Consider the following 21,892-nt stretch of genomic DNA (forward strand, 5'->3'; position numbering starts at 1 on the left):
GGAGTGCTCGGGCGCGAGCGGGCAAGCCAATCCAGCCGGTGAAGGTTCGCTGCGCGCGGGCATTGAAATGCAGGCCAGCCAAACCCGGCGGATACGCCCGGCGGCAATCACCTAGGCAAGCCAACCGCCTTCCAGAGGGGGAAAAAACGTTGTCGTTGTGGCCGTCCATACCATCTCTGAGGCATGACTTTCTTCAGGTTGTGCGCGGCCAGGGATGCCACTAGTCTTCAGGAATCCTAGGGAGAACAAGCCATGTCGCGAGTGCCGAGACCGGTCCACCTTTGCCTGCCCGCGGTTGTTGCCCTGGGTATGGCAGTGTCCTTGCCGGGCAACGCGCAAAGGGCCCCCGGGCCCGAGGCGGTGCAGCCCACGACCACCGTGCCGGCGCTGCAATTCCATTACATGGGGGCCGCACCACATGGCCGCATCGCTTCGGCCGTCGGCATCCCCGGCGACTACTCGACCTATTATCTGGGTGCGGCCTCCGGCGGTCTGTGGAAGTCCACCGACGGCGGCCATACCTACAAGCCCATCTTCGACCAGCAGAACGTGGCCGCCATCGGCACCCTGGCCATCCCGGCCACCGATCCCAACACCATCTGGGTGGGCACCGGCGAGCCCTGGCTGATCCGCCCCGCCGACGTCATCGGCAACGGCGTGTACAAGTCCACCGACGCCGGCGCGACCTGGCAGCACATGGGCCTGGTCGAGACCGGACGCATCGCCCGCATCGTGGTCAACCCGCGCGACGCGAACAACGTCTTCGTCTGCGCCATTGGCCGCGCCACGAGCCCGCAGCAGGAGCGCGGCGTGTTCCGTACCACCGATGGCGGCAAGACCTGGAAGCGCACCCTGTTCGTCAATCCGGACACCGGCTGCTCCGGCCTGAGCATGGACCCAAGCAATCCCAATACGCTGTTTGCCGGCACCTGGCAGGTCTCGCAGCGCACCTGGCAGCAGAACAGCTACGGCGCGGGCAGCGGCATCTACGTCTCGCACGACAACGGCGTCACCTGGAACCGGCTGCAGGAGGGCCTGCCGAAATCCCCGTACGGCAAGACGGATGTCGCGGTCGCCCCTTCCAATCCGCAACGCGTCTACGCGCTGATCGCCACCTACAACCAGGGCTCGCTGTGGCGCTCCGACGACGGCGGCAAGCAGTGGAACGTGGTCAGCTGGGACCGCTCCCTGATCGGCCGCGCCGGCTATTACATCCGCCTCGCGGTCGACCCGAAAAACCCGGACAACGTCTACGTCTCCAGCAGCAGCCAGCACTACTCGGTCGACGGCGGGCGCACGTTCAGCGGCCTCGGCGGCAAGGACGTCAAGTCCATAGGCCCGGCACGCTGCGGCGACTGCCACGACATCTGGATCGATCCGACCAACCCGGCGCATTACATCGTCACCGGCGATGGCGGCGCCGGCATCGCCACCGGTGCCGGGACGGCCATCCAGGTGACCCTGCCGATCGGCCAGAACTACCACGTCGCCACCGACAATCGGGTGCCGTACTGGTTCTACAGCAACCGCCAGGACGACAGCACCACCACGCGTGGCCCGATGACGCTGTCCCTGGCCAGCGGCAACGGCCTGCTGCCGGAGCAGGACTTCATGCCGGTCGGCAAGAAGCCGGCTCCATGGTGGGCGCGCAACGCCGAGAAATTCCCGGTCGACAAGGAACTGCTGGCCAAGCTGCCCAAGCCGGCGCCGCCGCCGCCGGGCTTTGCCCTCGGGCCGAACGGCGAACCCAAGACGCCGCCTGAAGGTCGGCCCTTCGGTTCCTCGTATGACCCCCCGCCGCACTGGGAAGGCAACCTCGGCGGCTGCGAGTCGGGCTTCACCGTCCCCGACCCGACCGATTCGGACATCGTCTGGGCCTCCTGCTACGGCGGCAAGCTCAGCGTCTACGACGCCAGCCAGGGCACGCCCCACTCGGTCGAGCCACAGCGCATCACGCTCGACTCGCCGCCGGACGAAGTCAAGTACCGCTGCCACTGGTCGACCCCGATCGCGATCGACCCGTTCGACGGCAACAACGTCTACTACGGCTGCCAGCTGGTGCTGAAGACTTCCGACAAGGGCCATTCCTGGATGGAATTCAGCCCGGACCTGTCGACCAAGGATCCGACGCGCATCGTCAGCAATGGCGGCCAGGTCGGCGACAACCTGCAGCAGTACGACGGCGAAGTGATCTGGTCGATGGCGTTCTCGCCGATCCAGCGCGGCCTGCTGTGGGCCGGCACCAACGACGGCAAGATCTGGTACACGAAGGATGCCCAATCGGCGACGCAGCCGCACTGGGTGGATGTCTCCGCCAACCTGCACCTGCCGCCATGGGGCAACATCAACCAGATCTCCCCGTCGAGCTTCGACCCGGGCACCGTCTACATCGCGGTGGACTTCCGCATGGCCGGCGGGAACGACTACAAGCCGTACATCCTGAAGACCTCCGACTACGGCGCCACCTGGAAGAAGATCACCGGTGACCTGCCCAGCGACAACCCGCTCGGGTATGTACTGAGCGTCGCCGAGAACCCGAACAAGCAAGGCATGCTGTTTGCCGGCACCGGGCATGCGTTCTACTACAGCATGGACGACGGCGCGCACTGGACCCATTTCAACGCCGGCCTGCCGCCTGCTCCGGTGTCGTGGATCGAGGTCGAGCCGCGCTTCCACGAGGTGGTCATCTCCACCTATGGGCGTGGCCTGTTCATCCTGCCCAACATCACGACGCTCGAACAGACCGGCAGCACCACGGTGGACGCTACGGCGAAAACCGCAGGCAAGACCCAGCTGTTCAAGCCGGACAGGATTTTCCGGCTGGCCCGCGGCGAGTTCCCGACGCCGCTCGACATCACCCGGCCGCAGTTCCAGTTCACACTCGCGTCCGCACCCACGACCCCGGTCAAGATGGAGATCTTCGACTCTGCCGGCAAGAAGATCCGCACGCAGATGCTCGAGGCGCACAAGGGCCTCAACGGCGCCTACTGGGATCTGAAATACGACGATCCGCTGAAGGTCGAGCTGCGCACGACGCCGGTGGACAATCCGTTCATCTGGGAGGAGCCGCGCTTCAAGGCCACGACCATCCGTGGGATCACGCATTGGGGCATCACCCCGGGCACCGGCATCCCGTTGGCGGCGCCGGGCGACTACTCCGTGCAGTTCACGCTGGATGGCAAGACCTACCGGGAGCCGTTCAAGGTCGTGAAGGATCCGCGCATCAAGGCGACGGACGAGATCCTGCAGGCGTCGACCGCGCTGCAGGTGCGGGTGAGCAAGCTGCTCGCCGAGACCTCGGGCCTGGTCAACCAGATGGAGATCTGGCGCAAGCAGATCCAGGACCGGATCGCGGCCAACCGCTTCTCCGCCGACGCCGCCCAGTTGCAGAAGCTCGACGCGGAAATCCTGAAGGTCGAGCACCAGCTCGTCTCGCGCGAATCCATGATGAGCGACGACAAGCAGTTCCCCACCGCCTACAAGGTCTACATGAACCTGGTCTGGCTCAGCGGTGGCGTCGGCCAAGGCGCCAGCGATGAAGCCGGCGGCGTGGATTACGCCCCGACGGCCACGCAGATCCGCGTCACCGACGAAATCCAGGCCGAGCTCGACAAGGCCAAGGCCGGCTTCGAGCACCTGAAGACGACCGTGCTGCCCGCGTTCAACAACAGCTCGGTGGGTGAAAAGCAGCCGATCAAGGACATCCTGCAATAGCCCGCATCCCAGATAGCCCGCACAGGCGGGCTATCTGGTATCGGAGCGGGGCCACCACGTCCGCGTGCCACCTCAGCCAGTGCCACCACCGGGATGCCGCTCCATCTGGCGCACTTCGCATTCGATGTTCCAGCCATCGCCACGTACCTGAACCGGGCCCCGGGCAGACGTCCGAATGGCCGGATCCGGCGTGGCGCGACCTTCAGGCCTTCAGCCGGTAGCCGCTGCGGAAGATCCACCACACCACGGACAGGCAGATCAGCAGGAAGACCAGGGTCATGCCCAGGCTGATGGTCATGCTGACATCGGACACGCCGTAGAAGCTCCAGCGGAAGCCGCTGATCAGGTACACCACGGGGTTGAACAAGGTGACCTTCTGCCACAACGGCGAGAGCATGTGGATCGAGTAGAAGCTGCCACCGAGAAAGGTCAGCGGCGTCACGATCAGCAAGGGCACGAGCTGCAGCTTCTCGAAATTGTCCGCCCAGATGCCGATGATGAAGCCGAACAGGCTGAACGTCACCGCGGTCAACACCAGGAACGCCAGCATCCACAGCGGATGCTCGATCCGGAACGACACGAACAGCCGCGCCGTGGCCAGGATGATCAGGCCAAGCGCCACGGACTTGGTCGCCGCCGCACCCACGTAACCGGCCACGATCTCGAATGCCGATACCGGCGCCGAGAGGATCTCGTAGATCGTGCCCACGAACTTCGGGAAATAGATGCCAAACGAGGCGTTCGAGATGCTCTGCGTCAGCAGCGACAGCATGATCAGGCCGGGCACAATGAAGGCACCGTAGCTGACCCCGTCGATCCCGTTCATGTGCGAGCCGATCGCCGCGCCAAACACCACGAAATACAGCGAGGTGGAGATGACCGGCGAGACGATGCTCTGCAGCAACGTGCGGAACGTGCGGGCCATTTCGAAGCGGTAGATCGCCCGGACGGCGTGGATGTTCATGCGCGCTCCCGGACGAGGCTGACAAAGATGTCTTCCAGCGAACTCTGGCTGGTCTTGAGGTCCTTGAAATCGATGCCAGCCTCGGCGAGCCGGCGCAGCAGCACGTCGATGCCGGTGCGCTCGCCCTGCGCGTCGTAGGTGTACACGAGCTGCAGCCCATCGGCCGAAAGCTCCAGCGGATACGCGGACAAGGCCTCGGGAACACGCTCCAGCGGCGCCTGCAACTGCAGGGTCAGCTGCCGCCGGCCCAGCTTTTCCATCAGCTCGGCCTTGCCCTCGACGAGGATCAGCTCGCCCTTGTTGATCACCCCGATGCGGTCGGCCATTTCCTCGGCCTCGTCGATGTAGTGTGTGGTCAGGATGACGGTGACGCCGGTCGCGCGCAGCGCGCGCACCATGGCCCACATGTCCCGCCGCAGCTCCACATCGACGCCGGCGGTGGGCTCGTCCAGGAACAGGATGCGCGGTTCGTGCGACAGCGCCTTGGCGATCATCACCCGCCGCTTCATGCCGCCGGACAGGGTGATGATCCTGTCGTCCTTCTTGTTCCACAGCGCCAGGTCGCGCAAGACCTTTTCAATGTGGGCTGGGTTGGCGCTCTTGCCAAAGAGCCCGCGGCTGAAGCTCACCGTATTCCACACCGTCTCGAAGGCGTCGGTGGTCAGCTCCTGCGGCACCAGGCCGATCTTCGCGCGTGCCGCGCGGTACTCGCGCACGACGTCGTGGCCGTCGGCCAGCACGGTGCCACTGCTGGGATTGACGATGCCGCAGATGATGCTGATCAGCGTGGTCTTGCCGGCGCCGTTCGGCCCCAGCAGGGCGAAGATCTCGCCACGTTGGATTTCCAGGTCGATGGGCTTCAAGGCCTGGAAGCCCGAGGCATAGGTCTTGCTGAGCTGGCGGATGGAAATGATCGGCTGCACGCATACTCCTTCGAACGTGGGATACCGTACGATTGCGCACGGAGCGTCGATGGTACGTGGCGATGGCGGCCACCGCCAGCACCCTGGCTCCCCTCCCCAAATAAGAACGCACTGGCGGGCTTCGGATCGCCGGTCGTCGGCGGCGCACGGTATCCTCGCCGCAGCCAGCCAGCCGATACCGTGGGCTACGAGATCTGGCGGGAGGCGGCATGAGCGCCATTGAAATCGTCCTGGCCATGCTGCTTGCCGTCGTCGCCAGCGGCTACCTGGTGCGCATGCTGCCTGTCTCGCTGCCCTTGCCGCTGGTGCAGATTGCCTTGGGCGCGGTGGTCGCTGGCGTATTCCAGCACGGGGTGGCGCTGAACCCGGACGTGTTCTTCCTGCTGTTCCTGCCGCCCTTGCTGTTCCTGGACGGCTGGAACATTCCCAAGGAAGGTCTGAAACGCGACCGGCGCATGATCCTGGCCCTGGCGCTCGGCCTGGTCGTGTTCACCGTGCTCGGCGCCGGCACGCTGATCCACTGGATGATTCCAAGCATGCCATGGGCCGTGGCCTTTGCCCTGGCAGCCATCATTTCGCCGACCGACCCGGTCGCGGTGTCCTCGCTCACCGCCCGCCTGCCGATGCCAAGCCGGCTCATGCACATCCTGGAGGGCGAGTCGCTGCTCAACGACGCCACCGGCCTAGTGTGCTTCCGCTTCGCCGTGGCGGCGACCTTGACCGGTGCGTTCTCGATCTCCTCGGCGACGCTGACGTTTGTCTGGGTCGCCGGCGCCGGATTGGCTGTCGGCGCCCTGTTCACGCTGGCGGTGAGCTACGCTCAGCGCTGGCTGTCGCGGCGGTTCGGCCAGGCAGCGGGTTCGCCGATCCTGATCAGCCTGCTGATGCCGTTCGGCGCCTACCTCCTCGCCGAACGCCTCGCCGCGTCGGGGATACTCGCCGCGGTCGCCGCCGGCATCACCATGAGCCAGGTCGAATTGCGCGGCTCGGTCCTGGCCAGCATGCGCCTGCAGCGCGCGGCCGTATGGAACACGGTGCAATTCACCCTGAACGGCATCGTCTTCGTCCTGCTCGGCGAGCAGCTGCCGGCCATCCTGCGCGGTGCCGTGACGTCGGTGACCCAGAGTGGCCACCGCAACGCCTGGTGGCTGCTGCTCTACGCCGTGGCTATTTCGCTCGGCCTGGCGGCGCTGCGGCTGATCTGGGTCTGGATCACGCTGCGCGTCGGCCTGCTGAAATCCGCGCAACACGCGGTGCCGACGCGCAAGCGACAGTGGCAGTTGCTGCTGGCCACGTCGCTCGCCGGGGTACGTGGCGCCATCACGCTTGCCGGCGTCATGACCTTGCCAATCCTGCTGCCCGACGGCTCACCTTTTCCCGCCCGCGCCCTGGCGGTGTTCCTGGCCGCTGCTGTCATCCTGCTGACCCTGGTGTCGGCCAGCATCGGCCTGCCGCTGTTGCTGCGCAACCTGGAGTTGGAGCCCGAACCTTCGGCCGAACACGAAGAGGAACAGCTTGCCCGCCGGCTGGCCGCACGCGCCGCCGTGGCCGCGGTCAAGCGCCGGCAGCGCGACCTGCTGGAGGGCGCGCCGACCAGCGAAGTGGACGTCTATACCAGCGCCACTGCGCGGGTGATCGGCCTGTACCAGCATTGGCTGGTGCCGGAAGGTTCGGCCAGGGGCGAGGCACGGCAACTGCGCAAGGCCGATGCCGCCGAACGCGACCTGCGCCTGGCGGCCCTGCGCGGACAACGTGAAGCCATCTTCGACCTCGGTCGGCAACACAAGATTTCAGATGAGGTCTCGCGCCGGCTGGTGCGCGAAATCGACCTGCAGGAAGCCCGCTACCACTGACCGCTTTCCCGCCATTCCTGCGCAAGCGCGTTGCTGTCCGGAATAAATCCGCGCTCGGTCTCCGGAAGCATTGCGACGCAAGGCCGGATGATTGTTGCGCACAACCTGGACTCAAAAATGGCGGCTTGGCTTGTTTTCTTGCCCTGGGCCCAACGCTGCGCCGCCATTCCCGCGGCCGCCCGTCGTCATCCCCGCGAAAGCGGGAATGACGACGGGCGTTGTTTTGGTGCACAGCGCGATGCCGTGGGTGAGGCAAAGGCGGCTCCGAGAACGTTCTCGGACAGCCCGGCGACCGCAATCAACCCTGCAAGGTATCCATTGCCTTTTTGGCATCGGCGTGGGCGGCTTCCACCGTCTCGGCCTTCAGGCCCGCCTCGGCATGGGTCAGTGCGGTGTGCAGCTTGGTCTCGGTTGCGGCATCGCCCTTGGCGTCGGCAATGGCACCGTTGCCCTGGCCCTTGCACGGGTTCCCGGCCTTGGCGTCAAAACCGGCGCCCGACGGACCCTGCAGGCAGTTCACCACATGGTGCAAATGCGTACGCACCATCTTGAGATCCGCCGCGCCCATGGCCATGCCGGCGTGCGCGGCGGCTGTCGATACCTGCTTGTTCACGGCCGCGCTGGAATCTGCCGCCTGAGCGACCATTGGTACCGCCAAGGCCAGCAGCAAGGCCGGCAGGCAACGGATGAAGTTCTTCGCCATGGCACTACTCCGGAATAAGGCGGCAGGCGCCGCAGTACAGCGGAATATAAACCCGCGCAGGTGAGCGGGATGCGAATTGTGCGGCCGGGGACTACGTCGCGCTCAATCCACCGCCCAGACCACGTTGAAGCCGACCGTGCGCTCCGGCGCAAACGCGGACAGTTCGTCGGCGGTGGCGTAGTAGAGCTTGTTGAACAGGTTGCGCACGTAGAACTTCAGTTTGACCTCGGGCGTCAGCCGGTACCGCAGCTCGGCGTCCACGAGGTCCACTGCATCACGTCGCAGCTCCTCGAAACCAGGCCGCGTCATGGCCCAGCGATGCGCATAGCGCCCGGCCACCGTGAAGGCGCCGAATTCGTAGGCGGCATCCAGCCCCACCCGCAGCGGCGGGATGCCATAGACAGGCTGGCCGCTGTCGCGGTCCTCGCCACGCACGAGCGCCGCGTTGGCATACAAGGAAAACGCGCTGTCGGGGGTCCAGCCGACGATCGCCTCGACGCCATACAGCTTGGCCCGCCCCACGTTCACATAGCCCTCGACGTCCGGCTGCAAGACGATCTTCTGGATCAGGTCGCGCACGTTGGTGCGCCACACGTGCACTTGCGTGCTCCAGTCGCCGCGCCACCAGGCATGGCCAAGGTCGACGCCCAGCGAATGCTCCGAGCCGAGGTCCGGATTGCCGATGATCTCGCCGCGCCCGGTCACGCCGGTGAAGAAGCGCTCCTCCAACGAGGCGAAGCGGTAGCCTGAGGCCAGGTTGAGGCTCCAGCGCGACGACTCGTCCGGGGTCCACACGGCCGCTGCCGTCACGGCCGCGTCCGAATCGCGCGAAGTCGCCCCGGACTGGTGCTGGGCAATCCAGGTCGCCCTCGCGCCAAGTTCGAGGCTGAATGGCGCGTCCACCTGCCAATCGGTGATCCCGAACAGCGACCACGCATCCTCACTGGCGCCATTCAGGCTGTAGGTGCGGGTGGCCGGGCTGCCGTTGGCGTCATAGCCGGTCACGTCCCGGCGTCCAAAATATTCGACGCCGATGTTGTTCTTGAACGCGCCACGGTTCCAGCTCTGCTGCACGGTGCCACCGCCGTCGGTGCTGGTGATCGAGGCGTAGGCGGCTGCCTTGCGCGGGGTGCGCTTGAAGGTGGTGAGTTCCTGGTCGTGCGCGTACGCGCTGACCTCAAAACCACGATCATGCCGCAGGCGCAGGCGCGTAATCGTGTGGTCGTCCCTTGGATAATCGGTGACCTGGCTGTCCGGGTAGCGCGAATTGGATTTGCCGACGTTCCTGGTGCGCGAAGGCATCAGCAGGGCATCAAAATTCATGGCTCCGAAACGGTGCTGGAACTGCAGCGTGGCACTGTCGCGCGCGTAGCTGGTGTTGAGCGGAGTGCCGTCCGGTGCCCTGGTGTCGCCGGCACGGTGGCGCGCCGCGCCCAGCGAGAAACCCTCGCCGCCGGTGCCGGCAGCGAGCATGAACTCGTCGCCGCCGCTGGCATAGGCGCCGGTGGCGAAGGGCGCCGTGAACCAGCGCGGCTCCATGGATACCGCGCCGCCCAGCGCGCCAGGGCCGAAATGCACCACCGACGGTCCGCGAGTGACGCTCACGTCGCCGAGCAACATCGGCTCGACGAAGGACACGGGCACGCCGGCACGGCGCTGGGCGGCCACCGGCACGCCGGCGGCCAGGACCAGGATGCCGTTGCCGCCACTGCCGCGGATGGAAAACGTCTCGAACAGGCCACCCTGCCCGGTGGCGCCGACGCCAGGAAGCTGGGTGATCCAGTCCTGGAAATCGGCCGGCTCGGCAACGGCCAGGTCGTATTGCATGGTGTCGATGGCCAGCGCGCTCGGCCAATCGGCCACCGTACCGCGTGCGGTGACGTTGACTGGAGCGCCGTGCCAGACGTCAACCTCGGCAGCAATGGCCTGGCTGTGCGAGGTGCCGCCAGCATGCTCGTCCACCATGTCCTGCACGATGCTGGCGTCCGGCGCCTCGCTGCCAGCCGCAGCGAGGCCGGGCAGCGCTCCAAACGAGAGCACTGCCATGACCGCGCCATAAATCTTGCGTGCTGGTTGCCTTGCCATTGCTACTCCTGCTCAGGACGCGGTGCGCGTCGGGCTGAATGTTGGTTAACGAGAACCGTTTACCACGGGACCGCTGGATTCTGGCATACGTCCTTGCATTGGGGCCAGCACAGAGGGGGTTCAAGCAGTGCGGACCGCACAGCTTGTCGCACCCCGGAGCGTGGACACACTCGTCTTGCGTCTTTTCTGCGGCTACCGCGTCAGCGGCAAGGGCGGCACGGAGAGGTCGCGCGGAGGGTCGCCAGTCGCCCCGGTGAGCAGGTTGGCTGGCATGAAACCGTCGTCGCCGACGGTGATGACCTTGAAGCGGCCATCGGGCTCGACCAGGATCTGGGTGATGCTGGCGTTGCGCACCGACATCTCCAGCCAGGCCATGGTGTCGACGCCAAGCGCGCGGGTGACCAGGTAGCGGATCACGTCGCCGTGGCAGACCAGCAAGGCGGCATGGCCCGCGCCCGGCTGGGGATGGAAATAACGCGCGAACAGGCGATCGAACTGCGCCTTGCACGAAGCCAGTTCAGCCGGATCGAGGTCCTTGGTGATTTCCGTGCGCCGCGTGGGCGGCACGCATTCGCGCAGGTCCTCGTCAACGGTGAATGAACCTCCGGGCAAATCCTGGGCGATGACGGCGGCGGTATCCCGCGCGCGTTGCATCGGGCTCACGCGGTAGGTATCGAAGTGCAGACCCAACGCGGCGAGGCGCGCGCCGGCCAGGTGCGCCTGGGCCACCCCGATCGGATTCAACGGCGGCCCCAGCTTCGGATCGGCCGCCGGGTCGGCGTCATAGTTGCCATGCCGTACCAGCACGATCATGCGACCGGCCGGTTCGCCAGCGGTGGCGGTGGCGTGACTCATGGCGACGCCACTGGCCGCCAACAGGGCCGCGATCACGAGCAAAGCGCGGCGCAGATGTCTGCTCATGTGACGGCTCCAGGTCCAGGGTGACGACGCGACATCGGCCAGCGACCACGTCGCGGCGGGAGCCGGGAGCGTTCGGCGCTCCCGGTCCGCAGGTCAGTGTCGCAGGCCACCCATGGTGACCGCCAGCAGCAGGATGTGTTTCGTGGTGCGCATCATCTGCGGGACATCCGCCCATTCGCCGGGCTCGCCGCGGTCCCCGCCACGATCTCCGCCCATGCCGATTGCCGGGGTCCCACTGCCGATCGCGATGTTCATGTTGGACGAACCCAGGTTGCCGAGCCTGGGCGTCAGGCCCAGGTGGCGCGCGATGGCTGCGGACGTCTGCACCAGGTCGCTGTCCTTCATGCCCGGGACCTGCCCGCCCGGCGTCTGATCCACGGGCTGCATGTCGAACGAAACGTGGGCCTGCGCAGACACGTCCTTCAGGATGGCGCGGACGTCCTGCTCCATGGCCTCGACCGCCGCTCCGTCGCTGGAACGGACGTCCAGCGAAAACCAGCCCGTGTCCGGCTTGTGGTTGAACACCGTGCCGCTCTGCACGATCGCCACGTTGAGCACGTTGCGCTCGCCCGCGTAGTGCTTGTCGTAAGGCAGCGGCAACAGCCGGTCGATCACCCGCCCCATGCCCTGGTTGACGTTCGGCAGGCCACCGTTGAGCGTGTGCCCGGCGGGGCCATGGGCGGTCACCTTCCACCAGTGGATGGTGATCGCTCCATACGTGATGCTGTGCCCGTCGCCCAGCACGTCGACATAGGCCGTCGCGCGACTCTTGTACTGGTCGTACAGGGCGCGCATCCCGCGCAGGCCGGTCTCCTCCTGGGCGACGGCGGCGAACACCAGCGTGCGCTCGGGCTTGAATCCCGCGGCCAGGAAGGCCTGCGCCGCCTCCAGCAGCGAGACCGTGGTCGTCGACGTATTCGACCCGGGGCCGATGACGCGATCGCCGTCGGCGTGCATGGGTTGCTTGGCCGCTTTCTGGTTATCCGCGACCGTCTTCAGGTCGTCCAGGGTCGACACGAAGACGATGGTGCCGTCGCCGGAACCGGGAATGACCCCGACGACGTTGTTGATGGCATCGATCTTGACGTCGTGCAGCCCAATCGCGCGCATTTCCGAGGCGACTTCGCGCGCGCGGTCCTGCTCGCCGCCGGACGGCGAAACGATGCTGCCGATCCTGATCAGGCGACCGACCGCGCGCTCCCGCCCCTGGTCGATCCCACGCAAGGCGGCCTTGACCGCAGGCCTGGCGAGCGCCTGGTCGAGCGACATCCGCCGTGACTGGGCATGCGCCGCGGACTGAAGGGCCAACAGCGCAAGCGACGCGAAGACGACCGCCGCCAATGTTCCACGCCGGCCGACCACAGTCGACCCCATGACCCGTGCCTTGGTCATGGATGAATCCAGGCAGGTGGATGACGGCGTGGGAGCTTCAAGGCCGCACCGCCGTCACTTCAATCTCGATCAGCATGCCCGGCGTCGCCAGACCGGCGATCTTGAGCGCCGTGCGTGCCGGCAACCTGGTTTGCGCGTCCGGGCCGAAGAACTTCGTGTAGCCGCGCATGAAGCCGGCGAAATCCAGCGCGTCGTTCTGTTCGGGGTTGCCTACCAGGTAGGCGCGCATCTGCACCACGTCACCCAGGTCCAGGTGCAAGGACTGCAACTGCTCCTGGATGCGCTTGAGCACGCCGATGGTCTGCGTCTCCATGTCGCCGTAGACCGCGACGCTGCCCTTCGGCGCGGCAGGGTTGGCCACTGGCGGGGTCTTGCCACTCAGCAGCACCAGGGTATGCCCTGGCGGCACCTCGACTGCCGCGGAGATCGGGAAATTGCTGTTCGGAAGGGCATGGCGCTGGATTTGCTGGGCGTGGGCCAGCGGCAACAGCATGGTGGCGCAGCAGGCCAGCAACGCTGGCAGTACTCGGGTCATGATGAATCCTCATGGCAGGAGATTGGAAGCTTGCTGGTAGGCCGCGCGTGGCGCAGCCCGGGGTCAAGCTTAGCAAGCCCACCCGGACAAATGCGCATGCGGCTGTCCAGATGGCCGATTCCTGCGGCCGGTCGAAAGCGGGCGCGGTCGGCCGGCACCCGACTGCTACACTGAAAACCTCGTTTGCGCGCCCCCTGGTCGCCCTGCATGGTCCGCCTCAACCTCACTGAACCCCTCGTGATGTTGGCAACGATCGTGCAATGGCTGCTGTTGGCCATGCTCGCCGGAACGCTGGTCGGCGTCGGTTGCAGCGTCTTCCTGCGCATCCTCTTCGCCGCCACCGATCACACCCAGTCCATACCACTCTGGCTGCAAATGGGCGTGCTGCCGGTGGCCGGGCTGATCAACGGCCTGCTGCTGTATTACGGCTACCGGCGCAACCGCGGCGGCCTGCAGGACTCGGTGATCATCGCGGTCAACGACCAGAACGGCCGAATGCCGCTCAAGACGCTCTGGATCAAGCCGGTGGCCGCGCTGGTGACGCTCGCCTCGGGCGGCTCGGCGGGCAAGGAAGGCCCCTGCTCGCACCTGGGCGCGAGCATCGCCGCCGGCGTCGGCGAGGCGCTGCAGCTCAACGCAGAACTGCGCCGGCGCCTGGTGGCCTGCGGGGTCAGCGCCGGTTTCGCGAGCGTCTTCGGCACGCCGATCGCCGGCGCAATCTACGGCGTGGAAATGCTCGCCATCGGGCGCATCCGCTACAACTTCCTGTTCCCGGCCATCGTCGCCGGGGTCACCGCCTACGAAGTCAGCCGCTTCCTGGGTGTGCCCTATCCGCAGTACCACATCGCCTTCGGCAGCGATTTCACCGAGCTGCTGTTCCTGAAAACCGTGGTGATCGGCATCGTGTGCGGCATCGTGGCACTGATTTTCGTCGAGCTCCTGGCCCTGATGACGCGGCTGTTCGCGCGCTTGCGCGAACGCCTCGACATCTGGCCGCCCATGGTTCCGGCCATTGGCGGATGCGTGCTTGCCTTGCTGCTCGTTTTCATCCCCACCGACTATCTCGGCCTCAGCCTGCCGCTGCTCGATCGCGCGCTGCACGGCGAGTCCATGCCGGCGCTGGGCTTCCTGTGGAAAGCATTGCTGGTGGCCATCACCCTGGGTTCGGGATTCTATGGCGGCCTGGTCACCGAGCAATTCGTGATGGGCGCGGTTGCCGGCGGCGCCTTCGCCCACCTGCTCGGCATGCAGGCGGCGCTCGGTGCGGCGGTCGGCCTGACCGCCGTGGTGGCCGCGGCTTCGAACACGCCGATCGCCGCAATCCTCATGGGCATCGAACTGTTCGGCAGCGACAGCACCTTGTACGTGGCCGGGGCGACGATTGCCGCCTACCTCATGGTCGGCCACCGCAGCGTGTATCCGGAGCAGCAGGCCGCGTTTGCCAAGTCCTCGTGGATGACGGTGGTGCCGGACGTGCCCGTCGGCGCGCAGAAGGCGCGCCTCGCGCGCGGCCTGCTGCGTTGGTGGAGCGACCGCAGCCACCCTGCCCCACGCCCCACGCGCAGGCCACCCGAAGACAAGCTCTGAGCGCACCGGCCGCGTGACCTGATAGGTAGCCGTCTGCACGGCCGCTGGCGGGGACCCGAGGCGCAGCAGGCCAGCCGGTCGGCCCGATATTCCCGGGCCGGCGCAGCCTACTTCCGTGCCGTGGCAATCCCGCCCAGGTAATCCAGCGTGCCCTCGGCCCGCAGCAGGTGCGGGTAACGCAGGCCGCCGTGGTAGGTGACCCGCTGAACCACCGCGCAGCGCACGACCCGTCGAGTATCTACGCCGCCGCAGCGGCAGCGTCAACCGCGGCTTCAACCGCGCGGGTGATGCTGGGCATGCAGGCGCTTCAGGCCCTCGCGCGCCACCAGGGTGTAGATCTGGGTCGTGCTGAGCGAACTGTGCCCCAGCAACATCTGCAACGCACGCAGGTCGGCGCCGTGGTTGAGCAGGTGCGTCGCAAACGAATGCCGCAGCACGTGCGGCGAGATGCGCACCGCCGGAATGCCGGCCGCCAAGGCGTGGCGCTTGACCAGGGTCCAGAACATCTGTCGGGTCATCGCCGCACCGCGCCGGGTGAGGAACAAGGCCGGCGGCTGGCGACCGCGCGCCAGCTGCGGGCGGGCGTCGCGCAGGTAGCGGTCGATCCAGTCCAATGCCACTTCGCCGACCGGCACCAGCCGGTCCTTGCCGCCCTTGCCGGTGATGCGCAATACCCCCTGGCGCGGATTCAGCGCCGCCAACGGCACGCCAACCAGCTCGGACACGCGCAGGCCGCTGGCGTACATCAGCTCCAGCATGGCTCGATCGCGCAGGCCCAGCGCGGTGCCCGTGTCGGGTGCCGCGAGGAGGCGTTCGATCTCGCGCTCGGCCAGGGCCTTGGGCAGGCTGTGCGGGAGCTTCGGCCGCTCGATGCGCAAGGTCGGGTCGACGAAGCCGGGCTGGTCGCGCACGAGGAATGCGTAGTAGCGGCGGAAGGCCGACTGCCGGCGCGCCATCGAGCGCACCGCCCCGCCATGGGCGGCGTGATAGGCCGACACATCCTCGCGCCGTGCGTCGTGCAGGTGGCGCCCGCGCCCAGCCAGCCAGCGCGCGAGCCCTTCGAGGTCACGGCGATACGCCTCGAGCGTGCGGTCAGCCAGGCCGTCCTCGGACCAGGTGCGCTCCAGGAACGCCTCGATACCACGCTGGTCGACATCGGCGATACTGCGCGCTGCGATTTTCCTTTCCATGCCCACGATGCTGCGCATTGTGCGCACGCGAAGCAAGCGATCCATGGCCCAACCTACCCTCGAGCGCAACCCGGCATGCCCGCTCTGGCGACGCCTCGCCGCCCTGGTCTACGACCTGCTGGCGGCCGCGGCGATCGTGATGGTGGTTGGGCTGGTCGCCCAACTCGCTACCGGCGGGCATTTGATCGACACCGGAGTGCAGGTGGTGATTCCGGTCTGGTATCGCCCGCTGCAGGCGCTGGTCCTCGGGGGATATTTCTCCGTCTCCTGGCGCTACGGCGGTCAGACCTTGGGCATGCGTCCCTGGCGCGCGCAGTTGCGTTCCAGCGCGGGCGATGCCGCTTCCTGGCCGCAGGTGTCGATACGACTGGTGGTGGGGGTCAGCCCGCTGGGCCTGCTCTGGCTTGCGCCGACCCTGGGGCTGCGGCCGACGCTGTGGGCCATGCTGCTGGCGTGGATACTCTGGTTTGCGCCGGCACTCTTCGATCCAAGGCGCCGCGCCGTGCACGACCTGCTTGCTGGAACGCAGCTGCAACTGCTGCGCTGAACACCATCCTGCCGTCGGGCGGCGACGCCGCGCGGATCGCGGCGTTCCGCGTTGACCGCGCACGCACCCTGGTTGAATGCGCCCACGCCGCCCCGCCGGACGATGCCATTTCAGCTGATGGCAGGGCCGCCGATACCCTGCGTGGACACGCCGCGGCTGGCGAGCCGGCTATCATGCGTATTTTTTATCCACGCAGGCGCAGCGCATGCTCTATCAAATCTACGAATGGCAGCGGGCCTTCCTGGGACCGATGAGTTATTTCGCCCAGGCCGGTGCGCGCTTGCTCAGCGATCGCCATGCGCCGTTCGCCCAGCTGCCCGGAGCGCCGCGGCTGGCCGCCACCTACGAGATGCTGTATCGGCTTGGCAAGGAATACGAGAAGCCGGAGTTCGGCATCCACACCGCGGTCGCCCATGAGCGCGAAATTGCCGTCATCGAGCGCGTGGATCTCGACTTGCCGTTTTGCCGGCTGAAACGCTTCAAGCGTTTCAGCGATGACCCGGTCACCATGCAGCAGACCAAGAACGACCCCGTCGTGCTGCTGGTCGCACCGCTATCCGGCCACCATGCCACGCTGCTGCGCGACACCGTGCGCACCATGTTGCGCGAGCACAAGGTGTACATCACCGACTGGGTCGACGCCCGCATGGTGCCTGCCGCGGCGGGGACGTTCGGACTGGAGGACTACGTCGCCTACATCCAGCAGTTCATCCGCCACATCGGCGCCGAACGCCTGCACGTGGTGTCCGTGTGCCAGCCCACCGTGCCGGTGCTGGCCGCAGTGTCGCTGATGGCCTCGCGCGGCGAGGCCACGCCACGCAGCCTGACCATGATGGGCGGGCCGATCGACCCGCGCCGCAGCCCGACCAGCGTGGACAACCTCGCCACCAACCGTCCGTTGTCCTGGTTCCAGGGCAACGTGATCCAGACCGTGCCGCCGAACTATCCCGGCCACGGGCGTGAGGTATACCCCGGCTTCCTGCAGTACGCCGGCTTCGTGGCCATGAATCCGAACCGGCACCTGCAGTCGCACTGGGATTTCTACCAGCACCTGCTGCGCGGCGACCAGGAAGACGCCGAATCGCATCGCCGCTTCTACGACGAATACAACGCCGTGCTCGACTTGCCGGCGCGCTTCTACCTCGACACCATCGAGACCGTGTTCCAGAAATTCCTGCTGCCACGCGGCCTGTGGGACGTGGCCGGCGAGCGGGTGAAGCCGCAAGCCATCACCACGAGCGCACTGTGCACGATCGAGGGCGAACTCGATGACATCTCCGGCCTCGGCCAGACCATGGCTGCGCTCGACTTGTGCAGCGGCATCCCGGATGACCGCAAGACCGGCAAGGTGATTGCAGGCGCCGGCCACTACGGCATCTTCAGCGGCCACCGTTGGCGCGATGGCGTCTACCCGCAGTTGCGCGATTTCATCCGCCAGTTCGACCAGGCTCCGCGTGTCGGCAAATCCGCGGCAAGGCGCCCGCGGCCACGCCACGCAGCCCGTCCGCGCGCCTAGCCGCGCGACGCGAAAAAGCTGCCGAAGGCCTCGACCACGCGGGCGATGCCGGCGTCGTCAATGTCCAGGTGGGTGACCAGGCGCAACGCCGGGTCGTGCCCGGCGCTGACGCGCACGCCCGCGGACTGCAGGTGTGCATCCAGGGCACCAAGCCGGGCCGGCGGTACGGCCACGAACACCATGTTGGTGTGCTGGCCAAGCACGCGCAGGCCGTCCATCTCGCGCAGGTAGCCGGCCAGGGCGGCAGCGCGCCGATGATCCTCGGCCAGCCGCGCCACATGATGATCCAGCGCGTACAGGCCGGCGGCGGCGAGCATGCCGGCCTGGCGCCAACCTCCGCCGACCACTTTGCGCCAACGCCGGGCCTTGTCGATCAAGGCGCGCGGGCCAAGCAAGACCGAGCCGACCGGTGCCCCGAGGCCTTTGGACAGGCACACCGACACCGTATCGAAATGCCGGCAGATCGCGCGGGGGTCGACCTGGTCGGCCAAGGCGGCGTTGAACAGCCGCGCGCCATCGAGATGCATGCCCAGCCCGTGCCGGCGGGCCAGGCCGCTCGCGGCCGCAAGGAACTCCAGCGGCAGGGCTTGTCCGTGCCAGGTGTCTTCCAGGGCCAGGACCCGGGTGTGGGCAAAGTGGGGATCGAGCGGCTTGATCGCGGCCTCGATGTGCTCGAGTGCCAGCGTCCCGTCCTCGGCCTGCGGGATCGGCTGCGGCTGGATCGAGCCCAGCACGGCGGCGCCGCCGCCCTCGTACTTGAAGGTGTGCGCGTCGGCGCCCACCAGGTATTCGTCGCCCCGCTCGCAATGCGCAAACATCGCCAGCAGGTTGGATTGAGTGCCGCTGGACACGAACAGGCCCGCCTCGAAACCGAGCTCGTCGGCCAGGCGCTGCTGCAGGGCGTTGACGGTCGGGTCCTCGCCGTACACGTCGTCGCCGACTTCGGCCGCGAGCATCGCCGCGCGCATGGCCGCGGTCGGCCTGGTGACGGTGTCGCTGCGCAGATCAAGCATGTCCATCATCTCTCCTGTCCATTGGGTCGGCCCGCCATGGGCCGGCGTAAATGATCATCCCGTGCGGCGCCGAAAATACACCACGGCGAGCACTCCCAGCAGTACCGCCGGCAGCAGGCTCGCCCACATTGCCGACAGGCCGTACAGGGTGCCGACGTTCACCAGCGCCGGCTGCAGGAAATACCAGGCGACAGCCAACAGCATGCCGACGAAAATGCGCTTGCCGAGGCCGCCCGAACGCAGCGCGCCAAACGCGAACGGCATGCTGCACAAGACCAGCACCAGCACGTTGAACGGATACATGACCCGCGTCCAGAACGCCAAGGCGTAGCTGCCCGGCTGCTCGCCGTTGCTGCGCAGGTAGCCTATGTTGCGATGCAGGTCGCGCATCGACAGGTACTGCGGCTGCACCAGCGACTGCACGAGCACCTGCGGATCGATGCGCACCGGCCAGGCCTGCGTCGCCGACGCGCTGCTGTGCACGCCCTCGGCATCGAGCGTCGTGCTGCGTACGTCGTGCAGCACCCAGTGCGTACCGTCCGATTCCGCCATGCGGCCCTGGGTAACGCGTCGCAGCTGGCCATCGTCGGCAAAGCTGAATTCACGCACGTCCGCCAATTGCACCCGACTCACCCCGTCCCGTTGCAGCAGCAGCGTGCCGCGGGCATTGATGAAGCTGTCGCCGTCGCGGGTCCACAGCCCGCTGCGCGTACCGATGCCCAGGGTCCCGGAGCGCATGCGCAACTGCATCGACTGGGCCACCTGGTCGCCCCAGGGAGCGGCCGTCTCGCCCAGCACCACCACCGCCGCGATCAGCACGGCAATGATGGCCGTCGCCGACCCGGCAATGCGCAGGCGGGACATGCCGGCGGCGCGCAGCGCCGTCAGCTCGCCACTCCCGGCAAAGCTGCCCAGGGCCAGCAAGGCGCCAATCAAGGCCGCATAGCCGAACATCTCGTAGCCGCGCCGAGGAAACGTGACCAGCACGTACATGAGCGCGTCGCCCATCGTGTAGCCATGCTTGCCGACGTTGCCGATCTGACGCAGGAGCTGCAGCACCGCGTCCATGCCGGCAAGCACCAGCCACACGGTCAACACCGAGCCCAACACGCCGGTGCCGATCAGCCAGTCGACACGCTTGACTGTCAGCCCGCTCATCGCGCCGCCTCCATGCGTTGCCGGCGCGGCGCGTACTGGCGCCACAGCAGCCACAGCGCGAACGCCAGCACCAGCGCATGCACCAGCCACAGCGGCCCCTGGCCATGCCAATGGTCCTTGGCGATCTGCGCCCGGCCCAGCGCCAGCAGCGAGTAATAGAGATAAAAGCCGACCACCGCGAGCAGCAGGCGGCCATAGCGTGGTTCGCGCGGACTCTGCCGCGCCAGCGGCAGGGCGAGGAGCAGGAATACCAGGGTCAGCGCCGGAGCATTCGTGCGCCAGGCCAGCTCGGCCCGCCCCAGTGGATCGTCGCCATGCAGCAAGGCCAGGCTCGACGCCGCGCTGACCGGATCGTCGTCCTCGTCGGCAGTGACCGCCGACAAGGCCAGGTCGTTGCGCGCGTAATGCATCTGCATCCAGTCATCGGCGCCCAGCGGCACGTCATATTGCCAACCGTCGGTGAAGGCGATGAAGCGCCCGCTGCCCATGCTCTCCTGGTACAGGCGACCGCTGGCGGCATTGACCAGCCTGAGGTGGACCTGGCTCCCAGCGGTGACGCGCTGCGTGGCGATGAACGTGCGGCCCAGGCGGGCACCGTCGCGACTCAGGTGATCGACGAAGATGATGCCGCCGTCGTTCGGCAACTCGGTGAAGCGACCGGCCTCCAGTCCGGCAGCCACCACCGAGCGATTGGCTTCGGCCACCAGCTCCCCGCTGGTGCGAACGGCCCACGGGCCCAACCACAACGCCACCACGGCCGTGATGGCCACCAGCACCGCGCCCAGCAGCAGCACCGGGCGCAACAGGCCGGATGGCCCCATGCCGGACGCGGCAAGGACATGCATTTCGCTCTCGCGATACATGCGCCCAAGCGCCATCAACACGCCAATGAAGCTCGCCAGCGGCAAGAGATTGGTCAGGCCGGCCAGCGTCTGCAGGCCAAGTACCTGCAGCATGACGCCAGGCGGAAAACTGCCGTTCGCCACCTGCTGCAGCACCTTGGCGAACGCGCTGCCGGCCACGATCACCAGCAGCACCACCACGGTCGCAGCCACGGTCTGGGCCAGCTCACGCAGGAAATAGCGGTCGAGGATACTGAGCATGCGTCCCGGCGATCCAGGGGTTTGATTTGGCTGTGGTGCCAGTGCGGTCCGCCGTGCCGGGCAGCCGACACCGGCGAAGGGCTGACGCCACGCGCCAGTTTACCGTGCGCACGGTCGTCATACCGGCGCGCCCTGCCACGGGGCGACGCCGGCGACGTCAATGGCGTAACCTTCCCAGGAGCCCGGACGGCTCCTGCCGCCCACGCTTCCCGACCCACCCATCGTCTCCGGACAGTCACGATTTCCGCCATGCCGCAAGCCGATTTCTACCTGATCGACAAGCCGCGTTTTCGCGAACAACCGCTGCTGCTGGTCTGCGAGCTGGCCAGGAAGGCGTTCATTGCCCAGCAGCCGACCCTGGTCCTGGCCCGCGATGCCCACCAGGCCGACGCGCTGGACGAGCTGCTGTGGGCGTTCGACGAGGAGGCGTTCATCCCGCACCAGGTGGCCGGCGACGAGGACGATGCGCACACCGCCGTGCTCATCGTGCCGCCCGGCGTCGACACCCCGGATCGGCCCCTGGTGATCAATCTCCGCGCGGCCTTCGCGCCGGGCCAATACGAGCGCGTGCTGGAAGTGGTGGCCGCGGAGCCGAGCGAACGCGAAGGCTCGCGTGAACGCTGGCGCGAGTATCACCAGCGTGGTTTTGCGCTGCGCAAACTCGACATCTGACGCAAGCCGGCTGCGT

At 67.1% G+C, this 21,892-nt stretch carries 17 protein-coding genes; 6 read left to right on the forward strand and 11 right to left on the reverse strand.

Features of this window, described 5'->3' with window-relative positions:
- The first annotated feature begins 252 nt into the window (after nt 1-252).
- Nucleotides 253-3,714 (forward strand): WD40/YVTN/BNR-like repeat-containing protein, encoded by a 3,462-nt coding sequence (locus tag AC3WJB_RS12465; protein ID WP_492681978.1) that lies wholly within the window; start codon nt 253-255, stop codon nt 3,712-3,714.
- Nucleotides 3,715-3,916: 202 nt separating this feature from the next.
- On the opposite strand, the gene AC3WJB_RS12470 is transcribed toward AC3WJB_RS12465, so the two are convergent.
- The gene (locus tag AC3WJB_RS12470) at nt 3,917-4,678 is read right to left on the reverse strand and encodes an ABC transporter permease (protein WP_492681980.1); all 762 of its coding nucleotides are present in this window, start codon (nt 4,676-4,678) and stop codon (nt 3,917-3,919) included.
- Nucleotides 4,675-5,601: an ABC transporter ATP-binding protein gene (locus tag AC3WJB_RS12475; RefSeq protein WP_492681982.1), complete on the reverse strand. Its 927-nt coding sequence runs from the start codon at nt 5,599-5,601 to the stop codon at nt 4,675-4,677. Before AC3WJB_RS12475 ends, AC3WJB_RS12470 begins: the two co-directional genes overlap by 4 nt.
- 209 nt (nt 5,602-5,810) lie before the next feature.
- Here AC3WJB_RS12475 and AC3WJB_RS12480 point away from each other — a divergent pair, with 209 nt between their 5' ends.
- A complete protein-coding gene (locus tag AC3WJB_RS12480; protein ID WP_492681984.1) occupies nt 5,811-7,454 on the forward strand; it encodes a Na+/H+ antiporter in 1,644 nt (547 codons plus the stop codon).
- Between the two features lie 298 nt (nt 7,455-7,752).
- Here the strand turns inward: AC3WJB_RS12480 and AC3WJB_RS12485 are convergent, their stop codons facing one another.
- The 5 genes from AC3WJB_RS12485 to AC3WJB_RS12505 all read right to left on the reverse strand — a co-directional run bounded on the left by AC3WJB_RS12485 (nt 7,753) and on the right by AC3WJB_RS12505 (nt 13,090).
- On the reverse strand, nt 7,753-8,157 hold the full coding sequence (locus AC3WJB_RS12485) for a hypothetical protein (protein WP_492681986.1): 405 nt from the start codon (nt 8,155-8,157) through the stop codon (nt 7,753-7,755).
- Nucleotides 8,158-8,259: 102 nt separating this feature from the next.
- Nucleotides 8,260-10,242 (reverse strand): TonB-dependent receptor, encoded by a 1,983-nt coding sequence (locus AC3WJB_RS12490; protein WP_492681988.1) that lies wholly within the window; start codon nt 10,240-10,242, stop codon nt 8,260-8,262.
- Nucleotides 10,243-10,434: 192 nt separating this feature from the next.
- Nucleotides 10,435-11,163: a histidine phosphatase family protein gene (locus AC3WJB_RS12495; RefSeq protein WP_492681990.1), complete on the reverse strand. Its 729-nt coding sequence runs from the start codon at nt 11,161-11,163 to the stop codon at nt 10,435-10,437.
- A 93-nt stretch (nt 11,164-11,256) separates the two neighbouring features.
- Nucleotides 11,257-12,555 carry a M20 family metallopeptidase gene (locus AC3WJB_RS12500; RefSeq protein WP_492681992.1) on the reverse strand — a complete coding sequence of 433 codons (1,299 nt, stop codon included), beginning with the start codon at nt 12,553-12,555 and terminating at the stop codon, nt 11,257-11,259.
- Between the two features lie 37 nt (nt 12,556-12,592).
- Nucleotides 12,593-13,090 (reverse strand): RidA family protein, encoded by a 498-nt coding sequence (locus AC3WJB_RS12505; RefSeq protein ID WP_492681994.1) that lies wholly within the window; start codon nt 13,088-13,090, stop codon nt 12,593-12,595.
- A gap of 207 nt (nt 13,091-13,297) precedes the next feature.
- On the opposite strand from AC3WJB_RS12505, the gene AC3WJB_RS12510 reads away from it, so the two are divergent.
- Entirely contained in the window at nt 13,298-14,677 is a 1,380-nt protein-coding gene (locus tag AC3WJB_RS12510) for a chloride channel protein (RefSeq protein ID WP_492681996.1), read from the forward strand.
- A gap of 272 nt (nt 14,678-14,949) precedes the next feature.
- Here AC3WJB_RS12510 and xerD read toward each other — a convergent pair whose 3' ends face one another.
- Entirely contained in the window at nt 14,950-15,867 is a 918-nt protein-coding gene (gene xerD, locus AC3WJB_RS12515; protein WP_492681998.1) for a site-specific tyrosine recombinase XerD, read from the reverse strand.
- A 43-nt stretch (nt 15,868-15,910) separates the two neighbouring features.
- Between xerD and AC3WJB_RS12520 the strand changes: the two genes are divergently transcribed.
- Nucleotides 15,911-16,414 carry an RDD family protein gene (locus AC3WJB_RS12520; RefSeq protein ID WP_492682000.1) on the forward strand — a complete coding sequence of 168 codons (504 nt, stop codon included), beginning with the start codon at nt 15,911-15,913 and terminating at the stop codon, nt 16,412-16,414.
- 205 nt (nt 16,415-16,619) lie between these two features.
- Complete coding sequence (locus AC3WJB_RS12525) at nt 16,620-17,930, forward strand: polyhydroxyalkanoate depolymerase (RefSeq protein ID WP_492682002.1); 1,311 nt, start codon at nt 16,620-16,622, stop codon at nt 17,928-17,930.
- Here the strand turns inward: AC3WJB_RS12525 and ltaE are convergent.
- The 3 genes from ltaE to lptF are packed head-to-tail and all read right to left on the reverse strand — an operon-like array spanning nt 17,927 to nt 21,204.
- Nucleotides 17,927-18,949: a low-specificity L-threonine aldolase gene (ltaE, locus tag AC3WJB_RS12530; RefSeq protein ID WP_492682004.1), complete on the reverse strand. Its 1,023-nt coding sequence runs from the start codon at nt 18,947-18,949 to the stop codon at nt 17,927-17,929. The genes AC3WJB_RS12525 and ltaE overlap by 4 nt on opposite strands.
- A 48-nt stretch (nt 18,950-18,997) precedes the next feature.
- Entirely contained in the window at nt 18,998-20,101 is a 1,104-nt protein-coding gene (gene lptG / locus AC3WJB_RS12535) for an LPS export ABC transporter permease LptG (protein ID WP_492682006.1), read from the reverse strand.
- Entirely contained in the window at nt 20,098-21,204 is a 1,107-nt protein-coding gene (gene lptF, locus AC3WJB_RS12540) for an LPS export ABC transporter permease LptF (protein WP_492682008.1), read from the reverse strand. The genes lptG and lptF overlap by 4 nt, the downstream gene beginning before the upstream one ends.
- Nucleotides 21,205-21,453: 249 nt before the next feature.
- Here lptF and AC3WJB_RS12545 point away from each other — a divergent pair, with 249 nt between their 5' ends.
- Nucleotides 21,454-21,876 (forward strand): DNA polymerase III subunit chi, encoded by a 423-nt coding sequence (locus AC3WJB_RS12545; RefSeq protein ID WP_492682010.1) that lies wholly within the window; start codon nt 21,454-21,456, stop codon nt 21,874-21,876.
- Nucleotides 21,877-21,892 lie beyond the last annotated feature (16 nt).

The sequence above is a fragment of the Rhodanobacter sp. FW510-R10 genome (assembly GCF_058781105.1).

Excerpts from the sequence above, each read along its gene's own strand:
- ltaE (WP_492682004.1), bottom strand. The coding sequence starts at position 18,949 with ATGGACATGCTTGATCTGCGCAGCGACACCGTCACCAGGCCGACCGCG.
- AC3WJB_RS12520 (WP_492682000.1), top strand. The coding sequence starts at position 15,911 with ATGGCCCAACCTACCCTCGAGCGCAACCCGGCATGCCCGCTCTGGCGA.
- AC3WJB_RS12545 (WP_492682010.1), top strand. The coding sequence starts at position 21,454 with ATGCCGCAAGCCGATTTCTACCTGATCGACAAGCCGCGTTTTCGCGAA.
- lptG (WP_492682006.1), bottom strand. The coding sequence starts at position 20,101 with ATGAGCGGGCTGACAGTCAAGCGTGTCGACTGGCTGATCGGCACCGGC.
- xerD (WP_492681998.1), bottom strand. The coding sequence starts at position 15,867 with ATGGAAAGGAAAATCGCAGCGCGCAGTATCGCCGATGTCGACCAGCGT.
- AC3WJB_RS12470 (WP_492681980.1), bottom strand. The coding sequence starts at position 4,678 with ATGAACATCCACGCCGTCCGGGCGATCTACCGCTTCGAAATGGCCCGC.
- AC3WJB_RS12495 (WP_492681990.1), bottom strand. The coding sequence starts at position 11,163 with ATGAGCAGACATCTGCGCCGCGCTTTGCTCGTGATCGCGGCCCTGTTG.
- AC3WJB_RS12500 (WP_492681992.1), bottom strand. The coding sequence starts at position 12,555 with ATGACCAAGGCACGGGTCATGGGGTCGACTGTGGTCGGCCGGCGTGGA.
- lptF (WP_492682008.1), bottom strand. The coding sequence starts at position 21,204 with ATGCTCAGTATCCTCGACCGCTATTTCCTGCGTGAGCTGGCCCAGACC.
- AC3WJB_RS12480 (WP_492681984.1), top strand. The coding sequence starts at position 5,811 with ATGAGCGCCATTGAAATCGTCCTGGCCATGCTGCTTGCCGTCGTCGCC.
- AC3WJB_RS12490 (WP_492681988.1), bottom strand. The coding sequence starts at position 10,242 with ATGGCAAGGCAACCAGCACGCAAGATTTATGGCGCGGTCATGGCAGTG.
- AC3WJB_RS12505 (WP_492681994.1), bottom strand. The coding sequence starts at position 13,090 with ATGACCCGAGTACTGCCAGCGTTGCTGGCCTGCTGCGCCACCATGCTG.
- AC3WJB_RS12465 (WP_492681978.1), top strand. The coding sequence starts at position 253 with ATGTCGCGAGTGCCGAGACCGGTCCACCTTTGCCTGCCCGCGGTTGTT.
- AC3WJB_RS12510 (WP_492681996.1), top strand. The coding sequence starts at position 13,298 with ATGGTCCGCCTCAACCTCACTGAACCCCTCGTGATGTTGGCAACGATC.
- AC3WJB_RS12485 (WP_492681986.1), bottom strand. The coding sequence starts at position 8,157 with ATGGCGAAGAACTTCATCCGTTGCCTGCCGGCCTTGCTGCTGGCCTTG.
- AC3WJB_RS12525 (WP_492682002.1), top strand. The coding sequence starts at position 16,620 with ATGCTCTATCAAATCTACGAATGGCAGCGGGCCTTCCTGGGACCGATG.